This window comes from Mucilaginibacter sp., from assembly GCF_039921305.1.
Lineage (GTDB): Bacteria > Bacteroidota > Bacteroidia > Sphingobacteriales > Sphingobacteriaceae > Mucilaginibacter.
The window spans coordinates 76,495-97,896 of record NZ_JBDSCA010000076.1 but is presented as its reverse complement, the minus strand read 5'-3'; the positions used below and the strand labels follow the sequence as shown (position 1 = coordinate 97,896).

Here is a 21,402-nt window from a genome sequence, read left to right as displayed (position 1 = left end):
CTCAAATGACCCACCAAGAGAAACTCCATGCCATACGCTCAATGATGGCGTTACAGCAAATAGATGCCTACATTATCCCGTCGGCTGATCCACACATGAGCGAATATGTTCCGGATCATTATAAGTGCATCCACTTTGCATCAGGCTTTAGCGGATCGGCGGGCACTCTCGTCATCACACAAAATTTTGCCGGCTTATGGGCCGATTTTAGATATTTTGAACAAGCCGAATTGCAATTAGCAGGCAGTGGTTTTGAATTGGTAAAGCTACAGGTGCAACATACTCCGGAATACATTGACTGGCTTTATGAAACACTGCCCGATGGCGCAACGGTAGCATTTGATTTTACCTTATTATCAATTGTTATAGCCGAACAGTTAAAGCAACAATTGGATCACAGGTCCATATCGATAAAAAATGCTGATCTGTTAAGCCTGATCTGGTCAAACCGTCCTGCTCTGTCTCATAGCAAGGCGCATTTACTAAAAGATGAAGATTGCGGCAGATCTGTTGCTGAAAAATTAGGCGACCTACGGCTGAATATGGGCAAATACAAAGCGACCCTTCACCTGATATCAACGCTTGACGATATAGCATGGCTGTTTAACATCCGGGGATCCGATGTGAGCTACAACCCCGTGGTATTAAGTTTTGCTCTGATCACCCAAACCGAAGCAACTTTATACATCCAAACAGAAAAACTCTCGAACGAGGATAAAAACGCCTTGCAGATGAGTTGTGTTTCGGTGGCTCAATATAACGAAGTGGACTCCCATCTCACACAAATTGCAGCAGGCTCCTGCATTTTGCTGGATGAAAAGAGAACATGTTATCAATTTTTAACGCTGATACCGCCATCTGTGCGGGTTATTAAAGACACCAATCCGGTCGTATTTTTAAAATCCATAAAAAACCCGGTTGAAATAGCAAACATGCGTTCGGCCATGATCACCGATGGAGTTGCACTAACCCGTTTTTTTAAATGGCTCGAAGAAAACATAGGCGGGGGAAATGTTTCCGAGATCTCGGCGTCCGAGAGGGTAAAAGCTTTTCGTGAAGAAGGTAAAGGCTTTGCCGGTTTAAGTTTTGGTTCAATAGCAGGTTATCAGGCCCATGCCGCGCTTCCTCATTACTGCCCGGATGATAGCAGTAATACTCTGTTGTTATCCGAGGGCTTATTTTTACTTGATTCGGGTGGGCACTATTATTACGGCACTACTGATGTTACCCGGACAGTTCCTTTAGGTAATAACACCAATGAAGAAAAGAGGGATTATACATTGGTGCTTTCTGCAATGATAACGGGTTCGGCAGCAAAGTTTCCTAAAGGCACCCGTGGTTACCAAATTGATTCGCTTTGCCGGAAACAATTATGGGAGTTTAATATTAATTACGGCCACGGTACCGGGCATGGTGTGGGCTATTACCTGAACGTTCACGAAGGGCCACAAAATATTGGCCCGGCAAATGCTGCTGTGGCAATGGCTCCCGGAATGATAACATCTATCGAACCCGGAATTTACCGGCCCGGCAAACACGGCGTACGTATTGAAAATTTAGTTTTAACAGTTAAAGGGGATGTTTCGGAATTTGGAGAGTTCTTAAAATTTGAAACCATAACGCTTGCCCATATTGATACCACACTGGTGATAACTGATCTGCTGCAGCCCAAACAAATACAATGGCTAAATAGCTACAACCAATTAGTATTTGAAAAATTAAGCCCTTTGCTTAAACCCGATGAATGCGAATGGTTAAGCAAAAAGTGCCAGCCAATCTAACTAAACCCAGCGCTTGCATTAAAACTAAAGTAAGCATTATGCGCTGCTGATTATTTACCAAACAAGGTTAGTTGTATTTTCAGCAAACTGCTGTTTAATGGTACTACATATGTACCGTTTACCTTCGTAAATTTACTATTTAACCCGTATTGCTGTTTTGCTTGTTCAATATTTAAATAGGCGCTGGGGGTGTAACCATCTTTTTTATCCAGCCATATTGAAACCGCTTTTGTTATGTTATTATAGGCAACTTTGTTAAACGCGCCCGCTTTTAGTGTTAGCCAAAGTTTTAGTGGTGCGATATAAATTCGTGATCGTGAACCGCTGGTTATCGCCATAGTTATCCACTCACCTTTTTGGCTCACGTTACCGCCAAAAGCTAGCCAACCATAATTTTTATCAAAGGCTAGATAAGCCGCGTTATTCACAGCATATCCAAAAAAATTGGAACCATAATCACCCGAAAGGCCATCTATTTGCAGCGTGGATGGGAACGAGTGAAAGGCTGACGGGCCGAAGCCATTATGGGTTATATTTGCGATTGACCCCATCAACCCGCCATAGCCAACCCTTAGCATGTAAAGATCGGCAGGTGCTTTTCTGTAAGCCGATAGTACCGGAATAGCATTTAAGCCCGAACCGTAGTGATGCAGCTGGCGCTCTATACGGGATAATTTCCCCCCCGTACAAAAAATCCCAATACCGGCGTGCCGAACCGTTATACCCCCAATGCGGTACAGTGGGCATATAAGCTAAAATTGCATTAATGGTAGTTTGGGCCTTGTCGTTATACCCAAAATAGTCCGACCATAAATATACCTCCTCCTGCCCGGTGGAATCCCAGGGCATTTCACTTCCAAAAGGATATAGCAGCGTATGCCAGTGATCGGCACGTGTTTTCATTGCTTTTTCAAGTGCCACAGCTTCCTTGTCCCATCCCTCGGTCTTCAGATCCATCAATATGAGGTAAAATATAGTTCCTTCCATCTGCCCAAATTGCGCATAGTAAGGCGCCTGATCCACCATCGCCATCGAAGTATGATAAGCGTTATCTAAATACCAATTCCATGGTTTACCGGTAACCAGCCCGGTGTGGTAACGTGCCAAACGGTAAAATGCCCAATGTGCTGCGGCAACATGCGGGTAATTGTAAGAACGCCCTACATCATTGGCATCTTTATGGCTCCAGGCCGACCATGTTTTATAATTGATACTATCGCTGTAAGCGCCTGCCGGCATTTCGTCAGGCTGATAATAAAATACACTCTTTTTAACTCCGTACTTTTGTTTACCCTCTTTGTGCTGTATATTCCCCCATAAAGTATGCTCTACAAATCCCTGTAACTTGTCTATTTCAACCTTATTTGGCTGTACCACTTCTTTCATCACCGCGCCCAGCCAACTCCCGGCACCCCCTTCGTCACTTAAGCCCGCTATCCAGGCCCGCTTATCCTGGGTTACCTGCTGCTTCTTTTCGTAATCATAACTAATTACCGATTGATCACGGCCAAACGGGTCGGTCTTGTTATTAAACCATTGTTCGTTCGTTAAAAAATGCCCGTAACTTTTTACAACTTCGGCCTCGGGATCAATTACTTTGTAACTAATGGTTTGGCAAAGCCCATCCTCGTAAGTAACAGTAAGCCGTGCCCTGCCCCATGTTTTACCTATTAACTGGTACACTTGATCTTGATTGGCCGCATCCGGAAGTTTTTTCACCGTTAATGCACCTCGCGGTTCTACTTGTATAGATGCTACCTTTTTGTCATAATTTAAGAATAAGCGTGCGTCAACATCCTTTGCTAACACATAACCAGGAATTCCGATCGCTACCGGCCTTTTATTTTCAATTAACGTCTGTTCTATACGCTCAACAGAGCCGGACAGTAAAAATTTCATCCCATACTCACTTGATTCTCCTGGCTTTAAACTGTACATCGTTGGCTTATTCCAGGGCTCTGCTTTGCTCCATTCATTTTCGGCGTAAGCTTTACTGTATACCATCCATTCATAAAATCCTTCAAAGTCTATTCCTCGCGGAGTAGGGTCGCTAAGCGGATTATATGCCTCAAACGACGATCTTGCATACGGAACGACCAGTAATACAGGGCCTTTTCCACTTAAGCGTGTAACCTGTAAGTAACCTGCATCCTTACCAATATACGGATCGTAAAAAACATTCCCGGCATGTGTTTCTTCCAGTGTTCTACCCTGTAAAATATTATTAAAAACCATAGGAATACCCAGCGAACCAATTTCTATAACTTTACTACCATTATTTTTTATCCTGAAAAGTAATACCAATTGCCCATTAACTAATTCCCAATACCGTTCTACCTTAACAGGAATATCGGCAGGTAATGTGTTGGTTAGATCGGCGGCTGCAAGTACACCTGTCTCGTTTGGTGTGATGGCGGTAACTGATTTTCGAGCCGTAGCCGTTGAATATTTTTTCCAGGCGGTATCTCCTTCCAACCTTAAACGTAAATTGAGATCGCCTAAATGGTACATTCCATCGCTACTACGCAACTTAAGCCGGTCTGCCGGTGTAAAATCAAATGTAGTATCTGCATTGGGCTTTAACGCAGCAACCGTTTGTGAGGCTTTTACCAGTTGCAAACTAAACGCAGCTGTTTTGATGGTTATAAAACCCTTTTCGAGCCCCAGTGTTGCAGGCCTTGCCTCCAAAGCCTTCCATGGATCTTGCGCCCATAAGGTATGGAGGCTGCATATTAAATACAGTGCAATAAAAACGGCGAACTTTAAAGTGTTATTGATGAACTTGTGCAGATGCATAGCCAAATACATTTAAATATAAAATGTGAAAAACAACAGGCAAGCCCGCCTTTTATAACTTTAATTTTTGCGACTACTTATAATTTGCAAGTTAAAGCTATGCATGTAGATCCACGTATTATTCAATTTTGCAAGCTTTATATCCAAAGATATTATTACGATCCAAATTAATGTTCGCCTAAATCCCTTTGCGGCGGATTTGCATGAAGCAGGTGTGTTACAAAAAAATCTCTTTTCTTTCTTCGCCCGTAGGGGCCTCCATCACTGTGCCCCATTCCGGGTACAACAAGGAAATCAAAGTTTTTATTGTTTTTGATCAGGGCATCTGCAAAACGGTAGGTAGACTCGGGCGGAACATTTTCATCAGCCTCTCCTACTATCAATAATAAGTTACCTTTTAGTTTACCGGCATTCGTAATATTGGATTGTTGTTCGTAATGAGGGCCAACGGGGTAACCCATCCATTGTTCGTTCCACCATTGTTTATCAATGCGGTTATCATGACAACCACAGGCAGATACAGCAGCTTTGTAAAATTCCGGATGAAACAATACGGCACCTGCCGAATTTTGCCCACCGGCAGATGTACCGTAAACGCCAACGCGGGTGGTGTCTGCCTGTGGATATTTTGTGGCCAATGCTTTCATCCATAAGATCCTATCGGCAAAGCCTGCATCAGCCAAGTTTTTCCAGCAAACATCATGGAAGGCCTTTGAACGGTTAGCTGTGCCCATGCCATCTATCTGTACTACAATAAAACCAAGCTCGGCTATGCTTTGCATTTCGTTAACGGGCGAAAAGTTTTTAGGAACAAATGAATCCTGCGGGCCGGCATATATATTTTCGATAATAGGATAGCTTTTGGTTTGGTCAAAATTACTGGGCCGATAAACCACGCCCCATATATCTGTTTTGCTATCCCTTGCTTTGGCTACAAATATCTCGGGTAATTTTACACCCGTAGCAAGTAAGGCTTGGGTATTGCCTTTATCAACCTGTAAAACAATTTTACCATTCAACGTTTCGTGCAATTCAACAACCGGCGGCATATTAACCTGCGAGTAGGTATCTAAATAATATTTTCTATCCGGCGAAAAAACTACACGGTGATTGCCTAAAGCGGGCGTAAGATCTACTCTATTTTTTCCGTCGAAACCGATGCGGTAATAGTGTACAAAGTAAGGGTCTTCGGCAGGATCTACCCCATTTGCAGTAAACCATATTTCTCTTTTCTTAGTATCAACGCTGTCAATGTCTTTCACTACCCAGTTACCTTTGGTAATCAGTTTCTCGCTTCCGCTGATGTCGTTAACATTATAAATATGTCTCCAGCCATCTTTTTCGGTGATCCATATAATTTCGTGTGTAGCGGATAGGTAGCGGGTATAAATTCGTTGTTCGTAAATAAATGTTGATGTTTTTTCATCAATAATATTGCGGGTGTTGCCATTTGTAACATCAACCTCGATCACCCTGAAACGCTGGTGCCCCCGGTCAACTTTTTCATAAGTAAAATACCGGCTGCTTCCATCTCGCCAGTGTAGTTTCGGCGCACCAAAAAAATCGATCTTTTCCGCATCGACCTTAATTTTCTTTTGCCCATCAATGCCCAGTATAAATGGTGTAAAGCTGGTCATCTCATCACCCGGTTGTTGATACTCACGCGATTTTAGCTGGCCGCGTGTTGTTCCGGGTACTGAACTTAAAACATAGTATACTTCTTTAACTTTTTTAGGATCGATCAGGTAAACGATCATATTCTTACTATCAGGCGACCATGAAAAATCACCGTAAGGTTTATCTAAGCTACCATCTTTAGTGAGCTGCAATTCATTTTTGCTGCTAACCTCTTTTATAAAAACATTACCGCCTTTGCTATAAGCTATCCATTTTTTATCCGGAGATAACGAATCCCTGGCTGCACCTCCCCAGCGGTAAGCTTTTGCCTGTAACGGCTTAGCATTATCATAACGTGTAAAAGTAGTATCTGTAGTTACCTTGCTTTGATAGGTGTTTAAATCACATTGCAGCCATGCAGCATGGGTTTTAAAAGTAACCGAGCTTTTATCATTATTAAAAAACATTTTACTAATGTTTAGTTTTAGCGGATCAATGTTTTTTCCGGTTACTGCTTTGATACTTTCTACTAACCGTTTCGGGTTAAAAGCTGTTTCGCTTATTTTCTTGGCCCCGTTTACATAATAGTATTCCTGTCCGTCGCCACTTAAACGCTTTACATACCAAAAAGCGCCATCCGGTTGCCAATTAGGATTCAAGCTGGTATTGAGCGGGATGATTTTAAGTAAAGAATCTATATTATTTTGACGGATGTAGGCCTCCTCAATTTGTTGTTTTGAAGGGTAATAAGGAGTAACCTTTTGTTGCCCAAACACTTTAGCAACTGATATGAATAATAAAACAAGGATAAAAAAACCTGATGATGAAATGCGCATATATTTACGATATAGTAGCCGCTAAATTACGATTTGACCGAAATTTATAATTGAATATTTTACCCGGAAATAACTATGAATTATCTCTTTACAAGAAAGAAATCATCAATTGGTCGCTTTAAAAAAAACCACAATTCCCCCGGGCTGAGAAATTGTGGCGAAACAAAAAACGCCGCCATCTACAATTCAATCCTATGTAAAGCTGCGGTTACAACACACTATCAATCAATTCACTATTACTGATACTAAAGCTGTTTTTTGCCTGCGCATAATGAGGTAGTAAGCGGGTATGCCTGCCAACGTAATAATAAGGCCTGGCCATGTGTAGTTTGGCTTAAACTTAATGAGCAATATGCAAAAGGCAAGCCCCATTATAATGTACAATATGGGTAAAACAGGATATCCAAACGCTTTGTATGGGCGCTCAACATTAGGGTATTTGCTGCGCAATATAAAAATGCCTGTAATGGTAAGCATATAAAATACAACTACCACAAACGATATCATATCCAGTAGGTCGCCGTATTTACCACTTAAGCCCCAAATACAAGCAAATAGGCACTGTACCCATAAGCCATAAGCCGGTACCGAATTTTTATTGAGCGTTGCCACCTTGTTGAAAAATAACTTGTCTTTAGCCATGGAGTAATATACCCTTGCACCAGCCATAATTAACCCATTGTTACAACCAAAGGTTGATATCATGATCAATACGGCAATGATCACCGTTCCAACATTGCCGAATATGTGTTGTGATGCTGCAACGGCCACCCTGTCTTTGTTGGCCGTTGCGATCTCGTGCAGGGAAAGCACACCCGTATACATAATATTGGTTACTATATAAATTACCGTTACCAGCAAAGTACCCAGGGCCAGGCTTAAGCCAATATTTCTTTTTGGATCTTTAATTTCACCAGCTATAAAGGTGACATTATTCCACGAGTCGCTGCTGAAAATCGAACCAACCATAGACGATGCAATGGCACCCAAGGCAGCTACCGTTGTATATGATTGGAACGTTCCCCCCTTCATCATGCCGTGAAGATCCCACGCGTTGCTCCAGTTGGTTTTCCAGATATTTCCCTTCAGGGCAAAAAAACCAAAAATAATGAGTCCGAAAAGGCTTAATAGCTTTGTTAAAGTAAAGGTGGTTTGTATCATTTTTCCGCTTTTAATGCCGCGGGTATTAATAGCAGTAAGCAATATGATGAGAGCAATAGATACCAATTGAGCAGCATTTAAAACAAAGCTTCCACTCCCTACCGGAATCTTCAGTAAAACATGATCTTCGCTTACTACAGGTACCAGATAGGCCATAAACTTTGAAAAAGCCACACCTACCGCCGCTATGGTCGCTGTTTGTATCACCGTGAAAAAGCTCCATCCATATAAAAAACCAACCAAGGGGCCATAAGCCTCTTTTAAGTAAACATACTGGCCACCGGCTTTGGGATACATTGCGCTTAATTCGCCATAACTTAATGCAGCCGTAAGCGTCATGAAACCGGTGATCAGCCAAACAAATATCAGCCAGCCTGTACTGCCTACGTTACGGGTAATATCGGCACTAACAATAAATATCCCTGAGCCTATCATGCTACCAGCTACCAGCATAGTAGCATCTATCAATCTTAACGAGGGCTTAAAAGAGGCGTTGTCATCCATTGAATTTATAAGGCTTTAGGGTTGTTGGGTTATTTATTAAAATTGTAAAACTTCCAGCTGGTATTAAAATCACGGCTTAGAGGTACTTCTGTTAAAGTAGCTCTCACCATTTCTATCGGGATCAGGTTTTCATGGATCACCGCATCGTTAAATTGTTTATACGTCATTTTACCGCCGTCTACCAGTTCTGTTTTCAGGCTCATTAATTGCAAACCTCCCAGCAAGTAAGCAACCTGGTATAGTGGGCTATACCCTCCTTCAAATGAACGCCTCACTTCGCCCTCAGCATTCGCTTTTTCATGCCCTACACGGTCAACCAAAAAAGTAATACATTGCTGCGGTGTCCAGTTACCTAAATGATAATTGAGCGAAAAAATAATGCGTGCACAGCGATGCATCCGCCAAAACAACATTCCTATCCGCTCTTCGGGTGTTTTTGCAAAACCCTGATCGTAAAGTAACAGTTCCCAGTATAACGGCCAGCCTTCAATAGCAAACGGGGTTGCAAAATCCTGCCGGTAAGCTTTATACCTGATATTGGTAAAGTATTGCAGGTTGTGTCCGGGTATCAATTCGTGTTGTACCGTTCCCCGCGAAAAATAAGGGTTATTGCCACGCATGCTCATCAGCTTATCATTCTCTTCCATACCATTTGTTGGGTAAGATATGCTGATCTCTTTTCCACCCGTAAAAAATGGATTAACCAATTGCCGCTGCGGGGTCATCATGATCATTCCCCATGTTTCTTCGGCAAGTGGCGGTATGGTGATCAGGTTCTTTGTCTTAATAAAGCTGATGGCATCATTGGATAATTTTAAGATCAACTCGGGCTGGCTACCTGGCTCTACATAACTGTTCTTAACTTTCTCCAACGCCTTTTTCCAATCATTACCATAGCCCATCTGTTGCGACGCTTTGAGCATTTCTTTATCACACCACGCAAACTCTTTATTAGCCAGTTTGATCAACTCTTCGGGAGTATAAGGTATCATCTCCACATTCAACTGGCTTATCAGTTCATCCCTTCCAATTGGTACTCCTTTAATACCGCTGCTATCGGGTTTTTGCGTAGTATGTAGTTTGCCTTTTTTTATAATTTGTTTGCTGTATAAAGCTAAGGCGCTATCCAAATCTTTATAGGGCGCAGGTACCCACCAGGTGAACATCGGGTCATACCCATAATAAAAATCGTAAAAGTTTTTGAGCCTGCTCTTTAATCCCTTTACCGCCTGTTGTCCTACTATGGCAAGGGGCATATCTAAAGCTGTTAATTTAGCAAATTCAGAAGTATCGGCCTTTAGCTCTTTAAAAATAACGATCAGCCCGGCCGCCACCTCTTTGCCATTCATGGTTATACCACGTCTGCGCTTTTTTTCAAGTAAATAGATCTCGTCAGCAAAAGGGATGTACTTTTTTATACTGTTATACTGCTGTTCTTCTTTTTGCAGGCCCATAAGCTCAATGTTGATCTTCTTTTTCAGCAGGATGTAATCAACCTTGCCATAAACGCTGATCTGTTTAAACGCCGTTTGATCCAATTGTCTCAAATAATCATTATTGATCTGGATCAATCGTTCGCGCTGCTCTGGTGAATTTAGTACCTGATCTTTAAATTGCTCCTCCCCTTTTGGATTAAGTATATAAGGCCGGTAAAATTCGTTTATCGCTGCAATATCCTGCCCGTAGCGTACAACCAAACCGCTTACCTCGCTGGCTTGTTCGTATATGACTGAGGAAGTAACTGTTGGCACCTGTGCAAAGGTATCCGCGTTAAACAGGGCAAACGATAAACATAACACTAAAATCAGCCGCTTATAAACAAGCAGAAAATAACCCTTATTAAAACAAATCATGGCTAAAAAAGAATAAATGCTGAAACGTAGCATTTATTAAGAAGCGATAGCTTAAATGCCTAAAGCAAAAATAAAAGCTTAATGGGTTATATTGTTGCTTAATTTATCCGCTATTGGCAGTTTTTTAGCCTTTTAATATATTTAAAGAACGTTTTTAGAAAACAACCCGGAGCAATATGTACTGGTATTAGCTGGCTATTTTGTTTGCAGTATTCACGTTATTGGTGTAATTATCTAAATATTCGCGCGGCGAAGTACCAATGATGCATTTAAAAACACGGTTAAAGTTTGTGATACTTTTAAATCCGCATTTGTAAGCCACCGTGGATATGCTTTCAAATTTATGAGCCGTTAATTTCTTACAAGCTTCGTTTATCCTGATCTCATTAAGGAATGAGATAAAAGTATGCCCGGTGTGCTTTTTAAAATACCGGCAAAATGATTCGGATGTCATATAAGCAGCCTTGGCAACATCTTCTAATGTGATGGGCTCGGCATAGTTTTGCATAATAAAATTATAGATATTACCGATCCTGACCCCTTCATTTTCGGTAATAGAGGGCAGATCACCATAAGTTGAAAGTGGTTCCAGTTTAGTATTGATGGACAGTAAGCTTTTAAGTAGATTTAAAAACTGCATTAACTGATCGGATCCGGAAGTTCCTTTAACATTATTCATACATTGTGAAACCTGTTTAAAGTTTTTATCAGGAATTTTAAAGCCTTGTTGATGCTGTTGCAGAAAAATTTTAAAGGCCTTCATCTCCGGTAAGTTAAACAAGGCTGATAAAACTCCATCGGGATTAAAAAAAAGCGTGAACGCTTTAATAGGCCGGTCACTTTGAGGATTAAAATACTCCGGATTACTTTTAAATAAATGCGGGAGGTTGGCACCCAACAAAAATACATCGCCTGACTTATAATCGTGCATATTGTTACCAGCGATCAGGATGCCTTCACCCTGCTGTATCCAGGTAATCTGTGCTTCTTTATGACGGTGCAAATAGGGATAGTGATAAGGTAACTCTACCTGATCAGTGATCACACTCTTATCATGAGCCACAGGGATCGTAAATTGCAATACTTTCATGGCGGTATATTAATTAATTGTTGCGTTAATTTACAATTAATTAACCCTAAAAGGAAATTATTCCGCAATTCAGGATAAAATATAAGAAGAACTGGTTAAAATGTATCCTGATTTACCATATTTTAACATAGTAAATACCATTATCACAACAAAGAAGGTAATTTATTGCCATTTCGGAATACTACATTGATGATTATTGGGGTTTTCACTATAGCAAAACTACAAAGCCTTTGAAGTGTACACAACACCACTTTTTGTAAAGAAACATTCAACAAAAAAGACAAGCTATTGGCTTGTCCTGTTAATATCTATTTAAAATATTTAACTGTATCAGTTAAAAACGATCGGCAGAAAAAGGCTCAATAGCAATAGCTGTTTTTATCCCGGCAATAACCTGGCTTACCAGCAGGCCCGTTGCCGCACCCAAACTAAGCCCCATCATTCCATGACCGGTGGCTATAACCAGGTTTTTGTACTTGCTGCTATACCCAATGTAAGGCAAGCCATCCGGAGATGATGGCCTGAAGCCATACCAAATATCCTTTTCTGCCGGAATTTGCGGCCGCAGATCAGGGAAGTATTCGGGGATGGATCGTACGATCCCTTTCACCCTATTCATATTGATCCGGGTATTGATCTTATCGAGTTCCATAGTGCCGCCGTATCTTAAACTGTCGCCCATTGGCGTAATGGCAACTCTGGCTTCGGCAAGCAAAGCAGGTATTCGCAGGCGCTGTTCCGGCTCTTTAACCATAAACGAATATCCTTTACCCGGCATTATAGGCACATTAAGATTAACAAGTTTGGCAATGGCCGTTGACCATGCCCCGCCAGCTATAATGTACTGATCAGCCGTCCACTCTTCGTTTCCTGTAAAAACACGTGTAATTTTTTCATTCGATGTTTCAATTTTTGTTACCTCGTGGTCTCTTTTAATTTTCACACCGCTGGTTACCAAATACTTCAGCAAAGCGGCCATCAAATGATTGGGATATAAATGAGCATCGCAACGGTAATGTACCGCGCCTAACACATTCAATTTTAGATCCGGTTGCAGGGCCTGGCATTCGGCAACGTTAAGCACAGCCATATCTAAACCAAGTTGGCGGCCTTTATCTGCCATGTGGCTCTCTTCTTCGGCAGCTTTATGTGTTTTATAAAACATCAGAATACCCTTTTCGGCAAGCCCAAAATCAAACCCTGGTTGCTGAGCGAGTTGTTTGTAGAGGCTTTTACTGAGTAATGACAGCTCCGTTAACGGCCCGGCAGATTGCTCAACATGCCGGCTATTGGCATGCTTTAAAAATTTCACCCCCCACGATATCAAGTTGGGATCAAGTGATGGCTTAACGTAAAAAGGACTTTTACTGCTAAACATCCACCGCACACCCTGATTGATCATTCCCGGAGCAGCCAGCGGAATAAAGTGACTGGGCACGATCATCCCGGCGTTGCCGAAAGAACAATTATCGCTTAAGTCCCCTTTTTCCAGAATAGTAACATCGTGCCCTTCCTTGCTTAAATAGTAAGCAGAACAAAGCCCCATAATGCCACCGCCAATGATCAATATTTTCGACATCTTATCAATAGTATATCCCTAGCATACCGCTGGGTTTAAAAAAATAACAGGGTTATTAATTAAATGACCTGAAAACCATGCGCATACGGGTCATCGTCATCAATCTTTATGGTATTGTAACCATACACTTTTGCCCAGCCTTCTATTCCGGGTATAATTGCATCAATATCGCCTACCTTTATCACACCCTCAACCGTACCAATAAATTTGCTCCCAATAATACTTTCGTGGATAAATACGTCGCCTTGTTTCAATTTGCCTTTTGCATGCCACTGAGCCATTCTGGCAGATGTACCTGTACCGCATGGTGAGCGGTCAATAGCTTTATCGCCATAAAAAACCGCATTTCTGGCTGTTGAATCGGGCGATAAAGTTGCTCCGGCCCAAAGTATGTGTGTACATGTATTAATGGTTGGATCTTGCGGATGCACAAAAGTATAAAGCTCGTTGATCCGCTGGCGCAGGGTGCGGCTCCAGCCGATCAACTGGCCGGCGGTATAATTTTCAAGGCCGGGGAAGTTAGGTTGGGGGTCAACAATGGCATAGTAGTTACCACCGTAAGCCACATCAATTGTTAACATTCCCAGATCAGGACATTCTACCTGTAAATTTTCGGCAGCCAGAAAAGCAGGCACATTGGTCAACTTAACCGATGTAACCTTACCCGCCTCTTGCTTGTAGGTTATGTTAACAAGGCCGGCAGGTGCTTCCATTTTGATCATTCCGGGTACTCTAGGCTGGATAAGCCCCTCCTCAATAGCTATGGTTATGGTGCCAATTGTACCATGACCGCACATGGGTAAACAGCCGCTGGTTTCAATAAATAAAACGGCAACATCGTTTTTGGGGTCATGAGGCGGGTATAAAATACTTCCTGACATCATATCGTGACCGCGAGGCTCAAACATAAGCCCTGTGCGTATCCAGTCAAATTCCTTTAAAAAATGTTGCCGTTTTTCACTCATATTTCCCCCTTTGAGTGCAGGGCCACCACCTGCAACTAACCGCACCGGGTTACCGCAGGTATGCGCATCTATACAAAAAAAAGTTTTACTACTCATTATTATTCCTTAGTCCAATTATTATTTACTTGCCGCCAGATGTTGAGCGGATTGCTCTCCTGTAATTCAGGAGGCAACAGGCTATCATCCCAATCTTGCCATGCTACCGGCCTTAAAAACCGGTATACTGCTGCTGTACCCACAGAGGTAAAACGGCTGTCGCTTGTAGCCGGGAACGGCCCCCCATGCTGCATGGCTGCGCAAACCTCTACGCCAGTAGGTACACCATTCAGTATAATACGCCCTGTTATATAAGTTAACGCATCTAACAACGAGCTATACCCAGGTAATTCCTCCTTCTCTGCCATCACGGTTGCCGTAAGCTGGCCTTCCAAAGATTCTATTACCCGCTGCAACTGGGCTACATCATCACATTCTACAACTAAAGACCATGGCCCAAAGATCTCTTCGCTAAGCTTAGGATCGCTCATAAATATGGTTGCCGAAACTTTGGCTACGGTAGCGACCGCCTGATTAACGTTTTCAGAATTGAGCAGCGCCGATCGCCCTATCAGATCCAAGCCTGGCTTTGCCAATGCCTGCGAAGATAAAAGCGTATAGTTCTCCCATATCCCAGAAGTGAGCATCGTTGCCGAGGGTATCGCTTCAATTGAATTCAATAATCCGTTAATGAAACGATCTAAGCCCGGCGATCTTACAGCCAGTATTAAACCAGGGTTTGTACAAAACTGCCCAGCACCCAGAGTAATTGAAGCCGCATATTTTGTGGCGAGTTCTTCAGGGCGTTGCTTCAATACCTCTGGTAGCAGTATAACCGGGTTTATGCTTCCCATTTCTGTAAATACAGGTATAGGGACATTACGTTCGTTGGCAAGTTTTACCAGGGCCATACCGCCCTTAAACGATCCGGTGAATACTACTGCTTTTGTTTGTTGGTGTTTAACCAATTCGGCGCCTACAGTATAACCGTTATCAAACAAAAGTGAAAAAACACCATCGGGCATGCCTGTGCTTATAGCTGCCTTACTTATAGCCTGGCCTACCAGCGCACTGGTACCAGGATGAGCGGGATGCGCCTTAACAATGACAGGGCAACCCGATGCCAATGCCGATGCGGTATCGCCACCGGCAACAGAAAATGCAAGTGGAAAATTACTGGCGCCGAAAACAACCACCGGCCCTATAGGCAACAGCATTTTGCGAATATCCGGCCTTGGTAAAGGTAAACGTTCAGGCAATGCTTTATCGATAACGGCATTAACCCATGAGCCTTCTTCCAAAAAGCTGGCGAACATGCGCAATTGCCCGGTAGTACGGCCTAATTCGCCCGTTAGTCTTGCTTTGGTCAAACCACTTTCGGCCATTGCCCGGTTTACCAGTTCATCTCCCAACAAAATAATTTCGTAGGCTATGGCCCTTAAAAACTCTGCTCTGCGTTTAGCTGATATGGTGCGATAGGTTTTAAACGCTTCGGATGCTGACATTAAAGCCTGATCGACCAGCAAATAGTTGGCCGCACTAAAACTGCCTGCCAATTGCTCCCCCGTAGCCGGATCAGATGCGTTAAATATACTTGCTTCCGCTTCGGAATATTTACAGGCTATTATATTATTACCGTTTATCATTTTTATATCAAGCAGTTACTTCGTTCAGTTTACCCCAGCTTCCTTCCGGTAATTCAGGGCGAATGGCTAATGCAGAATGAATTATATTTAATACCTGCTCGCGTTCTGTTCCGGTTAAAGGTAAACGTGGTGCACGTACCGTTTCGGTACCTATTTTTGTAGCAACTTCGGCCAATTTAATATATTGAACTAATTTAGGATGAATATCCAATTCTAAAAGTGGCAAAAACCAACGGTTAATGGCAATAGCCTCTGTATAGCGGCCTGCTTTTATTAAACGGTATATAGCTACAGTTTCTTTAGGGAAAGCATCAACCAAACCGGCAACCCAACCAATTGCCCCCATCATTAAACTTTCGGCAGCTAAAGGATCAACTCCTGTAAATATTTTAAACCTATCGCCAAAACGGTTGATTAACCGGGTAATGTTAATCACATCACGGGTAGACTCCTTAATGGCTTGGATATTATCATATAAAGATAACTGCTCAAACATATCCAAAGTAATGTCTATTTTATAATCAACCGGATTGTTATAAATCATAATAGGCAACGGGGTGCTTTCAGCAATGGCAACAAAATAGGCAACAGTTTCGTCGTCGCTTGCTTTGTAGCGCATTGGCGGCAGTAGCATTAGGCCATCTGCCCCACACTCATAAGCTTTTTTTGCAATGTAAACAGCATTTTTAGTTGATTGCTCCGCAATATTTAATATAACCGGAACCTGCCCGTCTACAAATTTCAAAGTATGCTTTAATAAAGCAAACTTCTCATCTTCTGTTAACGTACTTGCTTCGCCTAATGAGCCTCCCAAAATAAAACCATCTACACCTGCATCCAATTGTGCTTGAATATTGATATCAAACGCATCGAAATCAAGTTCGTCATTATCCGTAAACTTAGTTGTTACCGCCGGGAAAACACCCTTCCATTCAAATTTTATCATAATTAAATTTTTATTAGTTCAAAGTTACCGGTAAAACCAAATCCAATAAGTTGCAATTTAACCTATACTTATTTTATATTACCCTACATTATTTCCTGATCTTATCCAAAGTCTGTTATTGCTAAAAAAAGCATTATGTTTAAAACGGCTGTTACCATTATAAATGTACTCATCTGCTATAATATATACGCATGCCAGATTCCTTTATTATTAGGTTAAAATCCGTGTACAACCAGCCAATTTATAAGCGTGAATTATAAAAGCACACCGCTAATTTTATTTTCTGAAATGTTAGGTTCCCATATCCAAAAGAATTGTCCCCAAATGAAAAAAAGCTTCTTTATAATAACATATTGTATCGGCGTCAATCTTTTAAGTTTATATCAGGCTACAGCCCAATCTTATGTGCCCGAAATAAACGATACGCGGATGGTAATAAAACCCCAGGTTAAACTAAAGGCCTACTCGTTCAACCTACAGGATGTACACTTGCTTAATAGTCCGTTTAAGCAAGCCATGCAAAAAGATTCGGCATACCTCATGTCTATCGAGCCCAACCGGTTACTATCCGGCTTCCGTTCGCATTCGGGATTAAAACCTAAAGGTGCAATGTATGGTGGATGGGAATCATCCGGGCTGGCCGGGCATACTTTAGGGCATTTTCTATCGGCCATGTCGATGGAATATGCATCAAGTCGTAACCCTGAAATTCTAAAACGTATAAATTACATTGTAAACGAGCTACATAACTGCCAGGATGCCCGTAAAACCGGTTATGTTGGCGCAATTCCGAAAGAGGATACCGTTTGGGCCGAGATAAAAAAAGGTAATATCCGGTCACGGGGGTTTGATCTGAATGGTGCATGGTCTCCGTGGTACACGGTACATAAAGTGATGGCCGGCCTTTTGGATGCCTATTTATATTGCGATAATAAGGAAGCTTTAGTTGTTTGTAAAGGAATGGGCAATTGGACCACTGATCTGTTAAAAGATCTGAATGATGATCAGATACAGCGCATGCTGCTTTGTGAATATGGAGGCATGGCCGAAACATTAGTTAACTTGTATGCCATTACCGGCGATAAAAGCTATTTAAACACTTCCTACAGATTTTATGATAAACGGATACTTGACCCGATCTCTGAAAATAAGGATATTCTGCCCGGCAAGCATTCCAATACCCAGATCCCCAAAGCCATAGCCAGTGCCCGTAGATACGAGCTTACCGGCAATCAAAAAGACGCTGATATTTCAAAAAACTTTTGGCAAATCATCACACGGGATCACTCTTATGTAACCGGTGGTAATAGTAACTACGAGTACCTTACTGAACCAGGAAAATTGAACGATAAGCTTACTGAAAATACCACCGAAACGTGTAATACATACAACATGCTGAAGCTTACCCGTCATTTGTTTGCGGTTGAACCATCGGCAATGCTGATGGATTATTATGAAAAGGCGCTTTACAATCATATTCTGGCTTCGCAAAATCATGCCGATGGTATGATGTGTTATTTTGTACCTCTGCGTATGGGTGGCAAAAAGGAATACAGTTCGCCTTTTGACACTTTTACATGCTGTGTAGGTTCGGGCATGGAAAATCATGTAAAATACAACGAAAGCATTTACTGTTACGGCACTGATGGCAGCCTGTATGTAAACCTGTTCATACCATCGGTACTACGCTGGAAAAACAAACACGTAACCCTCACCCAGACCACCGCATTGCCTGCAAATGATGTAATATCTTTTGTTTTAAATACCACTAAGCCGGTTGCGTTCGCTTTAAGGCTCCGTAAACCTAAATGGGCCAATAACTGTGTAGTTAAAGTTAACGGAAAAAGTGTATCAGCATCCATTGATGCCCAAGGTTACATGGTACTAAACAGGCAATGGAGAAATAACGATAAAATACAATTAACTACCCCCGAAAGTATTTACGCGGAAGCAATGCCCGACAATGCAAACCGCAAAGCGTTATTTTACGGCCCAATATTGCTTGCCGGTATATTAGGGCAAACGGAACCCGACCCATTAAGGGGCATCCCGGTTTTTGTAACCAGCCAAACCGATCCGGCTAAATGGCTTACTGTGGTTGATGCTGAAAAGATAGCTTTTACAACCTCAAACAGCACACAACCAACAGAAGTAAAACTGATACCTTTCAATCAAACCAAAAACGAATATTATTCGGTTTACTGGGATGTTTTCACACCTGAAAGCTGGGCAATTGAGCAAAAGCACTACGAAGAAGAGAAAATGAAACAACAAAACCTGGAAGAACATACAACCGACAACATCCGTTTAGGAGAAATGCAACCCGAACGCGACCACCATTTTACAGGCCAGCACGAAGTTACAGGAGAAGACCATCAAAAGAAATGGCGAATGGCTGAAAACGGTGGATTTTTAAGTTATGAAATGAAAACAGATCCGGAAGGACATCATAAACTGACCAACACTTATTGGGGAATGGATAACCGTGGAAGGGTTTTTGATATTATGATCGACAACATTAAAATAGCTACGGAAGATCTGAATAAGTACAAGGAGAGCAAATTTTATAACATAACCTATGAGATACCTATTGAGCTAACTAAAGGAAAAACTAAAGTGACCATAAAATTAGTTCCCAAAGCCGATAACAGCGCGGGACCTGTATACGGCTGCCGGATGACAAAAGACTAATGAACGTTTAAATTACAATTATCAAAATCAAACAAATATAAAAAAGCATCAAACATCTAACGTCCAGATGTTTTTTGGACGGTGACGCACATGTCGCTGGACTGAAATAATAATCGGACGAAACAATAATTGGACCTGCTTTGGTAAATATGTATCTTTCAATGCCTTAATCCTTAATGCAGATCAATCTTTTTTATTTTTGTTGTTTAGGTCAGCTTATTACCACCCTGCTTTGGTATCATCGGCACGAGGGTCGGCACCACCCTGGTAGCCGGTCGCTGTTTTTAAAATAGCATCAACCCTACCAATCCCATTACTGCTATTGAGCTTGTAACCTTTTTTTGCGAGGTTGCTTTGAGTGGCCTCGCTAAAGGCCCCCCTTTCTACCGAAACATTATCGGGCAACCATTGATGGTGAAAACGTTTAGAAGCGACCGCCTGTTGCATATCCTGATCAAACTCTATAACATTTAATATGGTTTGAAAAACCGACGTGATAATTGTTGAACCGCCCGGTGTACCTACCACCATAAACAGTTTACCATTTTTTTCAATAATGGTGGGTGTCATTGATGATAACATGCGTTTATTGGGTTGTATGCTATTGGCCGTACCACCAATAAGGCCGTACATGTTTGGCACACCCGGTTTTGAACTAAAGTCGTCCATCTGGTTGTTCAGTAAAAAACCGGCGCCCTTTACAACTATCTTTGAGCCGTACGAGCCATTTAAGGTAGTGGTAACTGATACAGCGTTCCCGTCCTTATCGGCAATAGAATAATGGGTGGTTTCGTCGCTCTCGTAGCCTGCAATGGTGCCCGGCTGTATACTGGCACTTGGCGTAGCCGTATCCCAGGTAAAACTATTCATACGCGACAGGATGTAGTTGTTTCTCAATAAACTATCAACAGGTACCTTGAAAAAATCAGGGTCGCCCAAATATTTAGAACGGTCGGCATACACCCGGCGCTCGGCCTCCACCATGAGCTGCACGGTCGAGTCCTGATTATACCCCCATCGGTGAACGGGGTATTTTTCTATTGATCTTAGCAAAGAGATTAGGGCAATACCACCGCTTGATGGCGGTGGCATTGTAATGATCTTATAATCCTTATAGGTGCCGGTTATGGGCTTGCGCCATACCGAGTGGTAGGCTTTAAGATCGGCCATCGATATTAACCCGCCACCGCTTTTCATTTCAGCAACGATCTGTTCGGCAACAATACCTTTATAAAAGCCACTGCGACCCTTATCGCGTATTTGCTCCAGTGTTTTTGCCAGGTCTTCCTGTATCAAAAGATCGCCTTCTTTCCAGGGTGTTTCTTTTAAAAAATACGATCGTCCTGGATTGGCCTTGGCAAAAGCGCCTGCGGTCCTGTTTAAGCCGTCGGCAAAGCGCCGGGTAACTTTAAAACCATTACGCGCGAGGTCAATAGCAGGCTGCACCAGTTCGGCCCATTTCAATTTGCCATATTTCTGGTTAGCTTGCACCATCCCATCCACTGAACCCGGTACCCCGGAAGCCTGGTGTGAGCTGGTGCTCATACCAGGCACTACACTCCCCGAAGCATCTAAAAACATATCCGCGCTGGCGGCGGATGGCGCTTTTTCTCTGAAATCGAGGGTGTTCGTAACTCCTTTTGCCGAGCGGTAAACCATAAAGCCACCGCCGCCTATATTACCGGCATCAGGATAAGTTACAGCAAGCGCAAAGTGTAGGGCAACGGCAGCATCAACAGCGTTACCCCCTTTTTTTAATATGCTAAGGCCTACCTGTGCCGCGTCGGGATAAGCGCATACTACCATTCCGTTGGCATAATAACCGTCTGATCGTGTCTGTGCCCTTACTTGCAGTGTGGCAAATAACAGCAGCAGGATACCATATTTCTTTATCATGAATG

The 21,402-nt window shown here is 42.4% G+C and carries 12 protein-coding genes and 1 pseudogene; 2 read left to right on the top strand and 11 right to left on the bottom strand.

Going from position 1 to position 21,402, the window contains the following annotated elements:
* Positions 1–5 precede the first annotated feature (5 nt).
* Positions 6–1,781, top strand: a complete 1,776-nt coding sequence (locus tag ABIN91_RS21875) for an aminopeptidase P family protein (RefSeq protein WP_348053748.1) — start codon at positions 6–8, stop codon at positions 1,779–1,781.
* Positions 1,782–1,831: 50 nt separating this feature from the next.
* Here ABIN91_RS21875 and ABIN91_RS21870 read toward each other — a convergent pair whose 3' ends face one another.
* The 10 genes and pseudogenes from ABIN91_RS21870 to ABIN91_RS21825 all read right to left on the bottom strand — a co-directional run bounded on the left by ABIN91_RS21870 (position 1,832) and on the right by ABIN91_RS21825 (position 16,810).
* The gene (locus ABIN91_RS21870) at positions 1,832–2,434 is read right to left on the bottom strand and encodes a DUF5695 domain-containing protein (protein ID WP_348053770.1); all 603 of its coding nucleotides are present in this window, start codon (positions 2,432–2,434) and stop codon (positions 1,832–1,834) included.
* A gap of 100 nt (positions 2,435–2,534) precedes the next feature.
* A pseudogene (locus ABIN91_RS21865) lies at positions 2,535–4,577 on the bottom strand (DUF5695 domain-containing protein); the annotation flags it as partial.
* Positions 4,578–4,744: 167 nt separating this feature from the next.
* Entirely contained in the window at positions 4,745–7,030 is a 2,286-nt protein-coding gene (locus ABIN91_RS21860) for a DPP IV N-terminal domain-containing protein (protein ID WP_348053747.1), read from the bottom strand.
* Between the two features lie 225 nt (positions 7,031–7,255).
* Positions 7,256–8,695 (bottom strand): amino acid permease, encoded by a 1,440-nt coding sequence (locus ABIN91_RS21855; protein ID WP_348053746.1) that lies wholly within the window; start codon positions 8,693–8,695, stop codon positions 7,256–7,258.
* 29 nt (positions 8,696–8,724) lie between these two features.
* A complete protein-coding gene (locus tag ABIN91_RS21850; RefSeq protein WP_348053745.1) occupies positions 8,725–10,581 on the bottom strand; it encodes a DUF885 family protein in 1,857 nt (618 codons plus the stop codon).
* A gap of 154 nt (positions 10,582–10,735) precedes the next feature.
* The gene (locus ABIN91_RS21845) at positions 10,736–11,638 is read right to left on the bottom strand and encodes an AraC family transcriptional regulator (RefSeq protein WP_348053744.1); all 903 of its coding nucleotides are present in this window, start codon (positions 11,636–11,638) and stop codon (positions 10,736–10,738) included.
* Positions 11,639–11,972: 334 nt separating this feature from the next.
* The gene (locus tag ABIN91_RS21840) at positions 11,973–13,217 is read right to left on the bottom strand and encodes an FAD-dependent oxidoreductase (protein ID WP_348053743.1); all 1,245 of its coding nucleotides are present in this window, start codon (positions 13,215–13,217) and stop codon (positions 11,973–11,975) included.
* A 59-nt stretch (positions 13,218–13,276) separates the two neighbouring features.
* Positions 13,277–14,278, bottom strand: coding sequence for a 4-hydroxyproline epimerase (locus ABIN91_RS21835; RefSeq protein ID WP_348053742.1), 1,002 nt, complete (start codon positions 14,276–14,278; stop codon positions 13,277–13,279).
* Positions 14,279–14,280: 2 nt separating this feature from the next.
* The gene (locus ABIN91_RS21830; RefSeq protein ID WP_348053741.1) at positions 14,281–15,864 is read right to left on the bottom strand and encodes an aldehyde dehydrogenase (NADP(+)); all 1,584 of its coding nucleotides are present in this window, start codon (positions 15,862–15,864) and stop codon (positions 14,281–14,283) included.
* A 7-nt stretch (positions 15,865–15,871) separates the two neighbouring features.
* Positions 15,872–16,810, bottom strand: coding sequence for a dihydrodipicolinate synthase family protein (locus tag ABIN91_RS21825; protein ID WP_348053740.1), 939 nt, complete (start codon positions 16,808–16,810; stop codon positions 15,872–15,874).
* A 429-nt stretch (positions 16,811–17,239) separates the two neighbouring features.
* Between ABIN91_RS21825 and ABIN91_RS21820 the strand changes: the two genes are divergently transcribed.
* Positions 17,240–19,501, top strand: a complete 2,262-nt coding sequence (locus ABIN91_RS21820) for a beta-L-arabinofuranosidase domain-containing protein (RefSeq protein ID WP_348053739.1) — start codon at positions 17,240–17,242, stop codon at positions 19,499–19,501.
* 219 nt (positions 19,502–19,720) lie between these two features.
* Here ABIN91_RS21820 and ggt read toward each other — a convergent pair whose 3' ends face one another.
* Positions 19,721–21,397 (bottom strand): gamma-glutamyltransferase, encoded by a 1,677-nt coding sequence (gene ggt, locus ABIN91_RS21815; protein ID WP_348053738.1) that lies wholly within the window; start codon positions 21,395–21,397, stop codon positions 19,721–19,723.
* Positions 21,398–21,402: the final 5 nt, after the last annotated feature.